This is a genomic window from Sphingomonas sp. 37zxx (assembly GCF_000786205.1).
Classification (GTDB): domain Bacteria; phylum Pseudomonadota; class Alphaproteobacteria; order Sphingomonadales; family Sphingomonadaceae; genus Sphingomonas.
In genome coordinates, this window is the sequence record NZ_JROH01000044.1 from 25030 (window position 1) to 32516 (window position 7487).

8 protein-coding genes are annotated in these 7487 nt (G+C 66.6%); 6 read left to right on the top strand and 2 right to left on the bottom strand.

Going from position 1 to position 7487, the window contains the following annotated elements:
• Positions 1–414, bottom strand: coding sequence for a succinate dehydrogenase, cytochrome b556 subunit (gene sdhC / locus QU44_RS13860; protein WP_033922958.1), 414 nt, complete (start codon positions 412–414; stop codon positions 1–3).
• 196 nt (positions 415–610) lie between these two features.
• Between sdhC and QU44_RS13865 the strand changes: the two genes are divergently transcribed.
• The 4 genes from QU44_RS13865 to QU44_RS13880 are packed head-to-tail and all read left to right on the top strand — an operon-like array spanning position 611 to position 5011.
• Positions 611–1954, top strand: a complete 1344-nt coding sequence (locus QU44_RS13865) for a methyl-accepting chemotaxis protein (RefSeq protein WP_033922959.1) — start codon at positions 611–613, stop codon at positions 1952–1954.
• A gap of 15 nt (positions 1955–1969) precedes the next feature.
• Complete coding sequence (locus tag QU44_RS13870) at positions 1970–3337, top strand: methyl-accepting chemotaxis protein (protein ID WP_033922960.1); 1368 nt, start codon at positions 1970–1972, stop codon at positions 3335–3337.
• A 58-nt stretch (positions 3338–3395) separates the two neighbouring features.
• The gene (locus tag QU44_RS13875) at positions 3396–4100 is read left to right on the top strand and encodes an SDR family NAD(P)-dependent oxidoreductase (protein WP_033922961.1); all 705 of its coding nucleotides are present in this window, start codon (positions 3396–3398) and stop codon (positions 4098–4100) included.
• Entirely contained in the window at positions 4097–5011 is a 915-nt protein-coding gene (locus tag QU44_RS13880; protein WP_033922962.1) for a 50S ribosomal protein L11 methyltransferase, read from the top strand. The genes QU44_RS13875 and QU44_RS13880 overlap by 4 nt, the downstream gene beginning before the upstream one ends.
• A 113-nt stretch (positions 5012–5124) precedes the next feature.
• Here QU44_RS13880 and phhA read toward each other — a convergent pair whose 3' ends face one another.
• Positions 5125–6003 carry a phenylalanine 4-monooxygenase gene (phhA, locus tag QU44_RS13885; RefSeq protein ID WP_033922963.1) on the bottom strand — a complete coding sequence of 293 codons (879 nt, stop codon included), beginning with the start codon at positions 6001–6003 and terminating at the stop codon, positions 5125–5127.
• An 80-nt stretch (positions 6004–6083) separates the two neighbouring features.
• Between phhA and QU44_RS13890 the strand changes: the two genes are divergently transcribed.
• Complete coding sequence (locus QU44_RS13890; protein ID WP_033922964.1) at positions 6084–6713, top strand: TIGR02117 family protein; 630 nt, start codon at positions 6084–6086, stop codon at positions 6711–6713.
• The gene (locus QU44_RS13895) at positions 6674–7390 is read left to right on the top strand and encodes an esterase/lipase family protein (protein ID WP_231621749.1); all 717 of its coding nucleotides are present in this window, start codon (positions 6674–6676) and stop codon (positions 7388–7390) included. The genes QU44_RS13890 and QU44_RS13895 overlap by 40 nt, the downstream gene beginning before the upstream one ends.
• Positions 7391–7487 lie beyond the last annotated feature (97 nt).

Consider the following 7487-nt stretch of genomic DNA (forward strand, 5'->3'; position numbering starts at 1 on the left):
TTACTTCCCCATGACCAGATACGCCCAGAGCGCCAGCGTCGCGAGGACGGAAAATACCATCGTCGCCTTGGCGCTTGCCCGGTTGCGCTTGAGTTCGAAATTCGCGCCGGCATCCATGAACAAATGGCGCACGCCGTTGCCGATATGTTGGAACAGCGACCAGCTGAGCCCGATGCCCAGGATATAGCCCAGGATGTTCATCCGGCCATCGGCGAGGGTGAACCAATCCATGAACGCGGCGTAGCTTGCCTCGCCCGCGGCGGCGGTCGCGAGCCATGCGACCAGCAGCACCGTGCCGACCAGCGCCAGGCCGCTGCCCGTCGCGCGGTGCAGGATCGAGACCAGCATGTGCGGCCCCCATTTCCAGATCGACAAATGCGGGGATAGCGGACGGTTGGAAGGTCGTGTGGCCAAGGTGGGCTCCTTTTGCTTGGCTGTGCTAATGAAGATGTGCCGGGCATGTTGCAAGACGGCATCTCGACCGTGGCTAACCCCCTCTTAATAGATGACGCGCTAGCGAGAACCAAAGCTACGTGCGCTGGACACGTCGCGACAGGCATCGGGGGGCCGCAATTTCGTGAGCGACAAGGACAGCAACAGGGACAAGGACATGCCCGAACCGGGCGCATTGAGTGCCCAGGTGGAATTGGCCCGGCGGATGCGGTTGTTCGATCCCGACGGGACGATGGCGGGCTCGGCGCGCGAAGTATGGGCGGTGATCGAACCGCAAGCGCGCGCGATCGCCGAGGAATATTGGCGGCACTGGCAGCGATCCTTTGCCGATCACGGCAATTGGGCTCCGATCGAAGGCGATGCGATGGTCGCCGCCGGCGTGCAGTTCCTGCGAAATCGTTTTCTGGACACCCAGGGCCGCGAATGGATCGATTCGATCGAGCGTTCGGTCGCCGCTGCCTATCTTGTCGATGTGCCGCCGATGGCGCTGGTGTCGATGACCGCAGCGTCGGACAGGGTCGCGCTTGGCTTCCTGCTGGGCGCGATGGCTAGCGACGATCCGCGTCTGGCTGCCGGCATCGACACGCTGATGCGGCTGTCGGCGATGGAGATCGAGATTACCGTCGCGATGTATCGCGCGCATGTCGAGCACGGCAATGATCGCGCGCGAGAGCGGCTGGCGGGGGAGTTTCGGTCGAACATCGGGGCCAGCCTGGAGCATGCATCGCGCGAGGGTGAAGCGCTGCGGGCGCAGGCGCTGACGACATCGGCCTCGGCACGCGGCATGTTGGGCAAGGCGAGTGAAGTCGCCGCTGCCGCCGAACAATCGGCGGTGGCGATGCGCGAGGCTGCCGAAACCGCCGCCGGGCTGATCCGCGCGATCGAGGATGCGCGCGGCGAGGTCGAGGTCGCCGCCGAAATCGCCACGCGCGCATCGGCGCAGGCGGGCGCCGCGGTCGAGACTTCGGGCGTGCTGTCGGAACATGCCAAGTCGATCGAATCGATCCTGGGGCTGATCCGCGAAATCGCCGGGCAGACCAATTTGCTGGCGCTGAACGCGACGATCGAGGCAGCGCGCGCAGGCGATGCCGGGCGGGGTTTTGCGGTAGTGGCGCAGGAGGTGAAGAGCCTTGCGAACCAGACCGCGCGGGCGACCGACGACATCGCCTATAAGATCGCGGCGATCCAGTCTGCGACCCGATCGACCGTGGATACCAGCGTATCGATCCGCGCGACGGTGGCCGAGGTGCAGCAATCCGCCGAACGAATCCGCCACGCGATGGAGGCGCAGGCGCAGACGGTGACCGCAATCACCGCGGCAGTGGACGAAACCGCGCTGGCCGCCGACACCATGTCGACGACGATCGCAACGATTCGCGAGGAAACCGAAACCGTGGCGGCGGGAATCGACCGCGTCGGGCAGGGCTTCACGGTGTTGGACGGGCAATTGGGGACGCTGAAAAACAGCGCCGGTGAATTTGTGGCCAAGGTCGCGGCCTGATGGAGTGGATGTCGGATGGAACACAACGAACAGACGCTTGGTCGCTGGAGCGGGACCGATCGCGGAATCGCTGAGCGACTCCGCGATTATGATTGGGACGGCGCCTTGGTGCCGGCGGCGCATGAAGTGGCCGAGCTGCTCGAGGGCGAATATTACGGCATCTCGACGGCGTTCTGGCAGCATTATCTGTCGCTGCCGGCGTCGGCGCATGTCCGCGATCGATCGCAAGGGTCGCGGATGGAGCAGCAGCGCCGGCGAAGCGCGCATTATGCCCGGGTCAAATATGCCGATCCGACCGGCGATGAATGGGTGACGATCGCGCGCCAGCATGCCGATGATTCGCAGGCGGTTGGCATTCCGCTGCCGGCATTGCTGTCGGCGCTGGCGTTTGCGCATAGCGATACGCTCCGCCGGCTGGAAACCAAGCTGGGCGGCGATGCGGCTAGGATGCGGCGGCTGGGCGACGTCGTCCAGCGGCTGGCGTTGATCGAGGCCGACATCATGGCGACGCATCTGGAGCTGAACGATGCGCGGCAGGGGCGGGCGATGCGACAGGCCAATGCCGCGCGCTTCCGCGACGGAATCGCCGAATCGATCGCCGATGCATCGGCTGCGGGCAATCGGATTCGCGCGCAGGCGGTGTCGACCGCGGCATCGGCGCGCGGCATGCTGGGCAAGGCAAGCGAAGTCGCCGCCGCTGCCGAACAATCGGCTGTCGCGATGCGCGAGGCCGCCGAAACTGCCGTCGGCCTGATCAGCGCGATCGAACATGCACGGGTCGAGGTCGACGCCGCCGCCGAAATCGCGACCCGGGCATCGGCGCAGGCAAGCGCGGCGGTCGAAACGTCGAGCGCCTTGTCCGACCACGCCAAGTCGATCGAATCGATCCTGGGGCTGATCCGCGAAATCGCCGGGCAGACCAATTTGCTGGCGCTGAACGCGACGATCGAGGCGGCGCGCGCAGGCGATGCCGGGCGCGGCTTTGCGGTAGTGGCGCAGGAGGTGAAAAGCCTGGCCAACCAGACCGCCCGCGCGACCGATGATATTGCGGGCAAGATCGCCGCGATCCAATCGGCGACCCGATCGACGGTGGACAACAGCGCATCGATCCGTGTGACGGTGACCGAAGTGCGCGACAGTGCCACCCGGATCCGTCAGGCGATGGAGGCGCAGGCGCGCACGGTGACCGCGATCACTGCCGCGATCGACCAGACCGCCATGGCGGCCGATTCGTCATCGCTGACGATCGAGGCGATCCGCCACGATACCGAACAGGTGACGGGGGAGATCGACCGGCTCGAAATCGAGGTGGCGGCGGTCAATGCGCGGCTGGTGTCGCTCCAGGGCGCGGCGGACGAGTTTTCGAGTTCGGTCGCAGCGTAACCGCCACTTGCTCGTCCTGAAACTTTGCGTGCTGCGTCAAAGCGACTAAGCGCCGCACATGACCACACACATCCTGCTGACCGGCGCGAGCCGGGGCATCGGTGCGGCGATCGCGACCGCGTTCGATGCCGATCCGGGCGTTCGCATCGCCTGCCAATCGACCAGCGGCGATCTTGCCGCCGACTTTGCCGACCCTGCCGCTCCGGCTGACCTGTGGGCGCGTGCGCTCGATCGGCTGGACGGGCGGATCGACGTGCTGGTGAACAATGCCGGGGTGTTCGAGGATTCGCCGCTCGACGCCGATCACGCCGATTGGGTCGCCGCGTGGGAGCGGACGATGCGGATCAACCTGACCGCCAGCGCCGAATTGTGCCGGCTGGCGGTGCGCCATTGGCAGCAGAGCGGGCGCGAGGGACGGATCGTCAACATCGCCAGCCGCGCCGCCTATCGCGGCGACAGCCCCGCGCACTGGCATTATGCCGCGTCGAAGGCGGGGATGGTCGGCATGACCAAGACGATCGCCCGTGGCTATGCGCGCGAGGGCATTCTTGCCTTTGCGATCTGCCCGGGCTTCACGATGACCGGCATGGCCGAGGATTATCTGGCGAGCCGAGGCGGCGACAAATTGCTGGCCGACATTCCACTGGGGCGAGTCGCCGACCCGCAAGAGATCGCGACGATGGCGCGATTCTGTGCGATCGAGGCCCCCGCATCGATGACCGGCGCGGTGCTCGACGCCAATGGCGCGAGCTATGTACGATGAGTGATAGCTGGAAGATCACGCTGCCCTGCACCCGCGCCGAGGCCGAGGCGATCGACCCCGAGGGCGAGGCTTTTGCCGAATTCGGCGCGCCGCCGGTGCTGATGACTCGCGAGCTGACCGAGGACGATGTCGAGGATTGGGTGATCGAAGCCTATTTCCAGGACAAGCCCGGCGCGCGCGAGATCGCGGTGCTGCGCCGGCTGGTGCCGAGCGCGGCGGCGACCAAGGCTGCGCCCGAGCGGATCATCGAGGCCGATTGGGTGACGCTGAGCCAGGCGGGGCTCGATCCGGTGGTGGCCGGGCGATTCTATGTCCACACCAGCGCCAATCGCGGCGAAGTGCCGCCGGGCTTGCGCGCATTCCATATCGAGGCGGGGCTGGCGTTCGGCACCGGTCATCACGAGACGACCACCGGCTGTCTGCTGACGCTGGAGGCGATGCGCGCGCGCGGAACGGTGGTGCGGAACCTGATCGATGTCGGCACCGGCACCGGGCTGCTGGCATTTGCGGGCATGCATTTATGGCCCCATGCGCGCGCGACGGCATCGGACATCGACCCGATTTCGATCGACGTGACGCGCGAGAATGCGGCGGCCAATGGCGTCAGGATCGGGGCGGGGCCGGGCCAGGTGGCGCTGGCGGTGGCACCGGGAATGGCGCACGACCTGATCGAGCGGCGCGCGCCCTATGATCTGGTGCTGGCCAACATCATCGCCGCGCCGCTGATCGAGCTGGCCCCGGTGATCGCGGCGGCGGTGGCACCCGGCGGTACGGTGGTGCTGGCGGGGCTGCTCAATCGCCAGGCGGCGGATGTCGCGCGCGCCTATCGCCGCTACGGGCTGCGGCTGGCGGGGAAGGTGACGCTGGGCGATTGGCCGACGCTGCGGATGGTGCGGCGGGCGATTAGGTAAAGGGGGCTAACACTTCCATCATTCCCGCGCAGGCGGGGATCCATATTGGCTGACGGTTCCGCAGGAGCGGCGACGTTCGCCAATATGGATCCCCGCCTGCGCGGGGATGACGATTATGGCGAGGGAACGGCTTTCCTTTGAGCATAAGCCTGGGTGCCGCGATGAATCACCTCGTCGCCCTCGACGATCTGCGCCACCGGGATTGCGGGCAGCGGCAGTATCTCTTCGTACAGCGGCGCGAAATCGGTTTCGATCGTCAGCCGCAGCAATTCGTCGAAGCTGGGGATGACGAAGTAATTCTGCTGGAAATCGTCGATCCGATATTCGGTTCGCATCACCCGGCGCAGATCGAAGCCGATCCGGTTGGGGCTGGGATCATCGAGCGCGAACACGCTTTCGGCCGACGACGACACGATTCCCGAACCATAGATCCGCAGATCGCCGTCCTCGCGCACCAGCCCGAATTCGACGGTGTACCAATATAGCCGCGCAAGCTGGCTCAGCGCGCCGAGTTCGAGCGCGCGCTGGCCGCCACGGCCATAGGCTTCGAGATAATCGGCGAACACCGGATCGGCGAGCATCGGCACATGGCCGAACACGTCATGGAAAACGTCGGGCTCTTGCAGATAGTCGAGCTGGTCGGGGCGGCGGATGAAATTGCCCGATACGAAGCGGCGATTGGCCATGTGATCGAAAAACACGTCGTCGGGCACCAGGCCGGGCACGGCGATGACCTGCCAGCCGGTGAGCTTCATCAGCCGTTCGGACAATTCATCGAAGTTCGGGATGCCGCCTTCGGACAGTTTCAGCGCATCGAGCCCGCGCAGATAGGCTTTCGACGCGCGACCGGGCAGCAATTTGATCTGGCGGGCGTACAGCGTGTCCCACACCGCATGTTCTTCGGGCGTGTAGCGGTCCCAGCCCTGGGGGATGGTCCAGTCGGCGGATGCGCCCTGCGGCGGCTTTTCGAGGATGTGGGTTTGATCGGACATAGGCATGGCCCTAGCATGCACCTGCGATGACACGAAATAGCCAAGGGCAAGGTGGGTGGCGATCAACAGGCGGCGCGGCGGTGGCCGTGCTGTTGTTGCTGGCGGTGATCGGCTATGGCTATGTCGTTGCGGGGCTGGTGGCGGGGGCGGTGCCGGTGAACGCCGAGTGGCGCGAGCCGGCGCAGGGCATCGAGGTGTTCGTCGAGGATAATGGCGTGCATACCGGCATCGCGCTGCCCAAGGCGTTGCTGGCAGGCGCGCTCGACGGGCTGGTCGCGCCTGACGACATCGCCGATCCGCGCTTTGCCGCGCATGAATGGCTGGTGGTCGGCTGGGGCGACCGCGCCTTTTATCTTGAAACGCCGACCTGGGCCGATGTTCGCCCGGCAACCGTGGCGGCGGCGTTGATCGGCAGCGACCGGACAGTGCTGCATGTCGAGCATATCGCCCGGCCACGCGGCGGGCCGCAGGTGCGCGCGATTCGGCTGCGGCCACAGGAATTCGCACGGCTGGTGGCGTTCGTGCGCGCGAGCTTCGCCGGGGGGCAAGCGGTGCGCGGCTATGCGGCCTATGACGCCTTTTATCCCGCCAATGGCCGTTACAACGCGGCGCACCCCTGCAACGACTGGACCGGGGCCGCCTTTCGCGCGGCGGGGGTGCGGATGGGGGCGTGGACGCCGTTTTCACAGACGGTGATGTGGTGGTTATAGGCCCGCCGTCGAAGCTGCGGCTGCTCACCGAAGTGCCGCGCGCGGTGATCGGGGTCGGCGGACTGCCCTTTGCCCGCCGCGCGCTGATGAACGCGCCGCGCGGCGACGGGCGGCGGGTGATGCTGCTGCCCGGGTTGTTCAACGGCGACCGGTCAAACCTCGTGCTGCGGCGCTATCTTAAAGCGCTCGGCTATCGCGCCGACGGTTGGGGACTGGGGCGCAATTTCGGGCAGCGCGCGATCGGTGCCGATGGCGAGCGGCTGTTTTCGGCGATCGAGGCGATGGGCGGCGGCGAGCCGGTGACGCTGGTGGGAGTGAGCCTGGGCGGCATCATGGCGCGCATCGCGGCGCATCGCCACCCCGAGCTGGTGCGCGAAGTGGTGACGATCAGCTCGCCCTTTGCCGGGCCGCCGAGCGCCACCAATGTGTGGCGGGTGTACGAGCTGTTATCGGGCGTCCGCGTCGACGATCCCGAAGTGATCGCCTTTGCCGCGCTCGCCGCCGAGCATCCCCCGGTGCCCACCACCGCGATCTGGAGCGCCAGCGACGGCTTCGTCAACGGCGCGATCTGCCGCGACGATCGCTGCCGCTCGATCGAGATACGCAGCAGCCATGTATGGGTGCAGCACAACCCGCAGGTGCTGCGCGCGGTGGCAGGGGTGCTGGGCGGGGGCTGACGGATGCCCTGAACGCAAGGGCGGGGCGCTAGGTTCAAGATCGAAAAATATGGCCGTCAACTTTCGCCCACAGCACGAAGCCGCTGCGCGGCAGAGG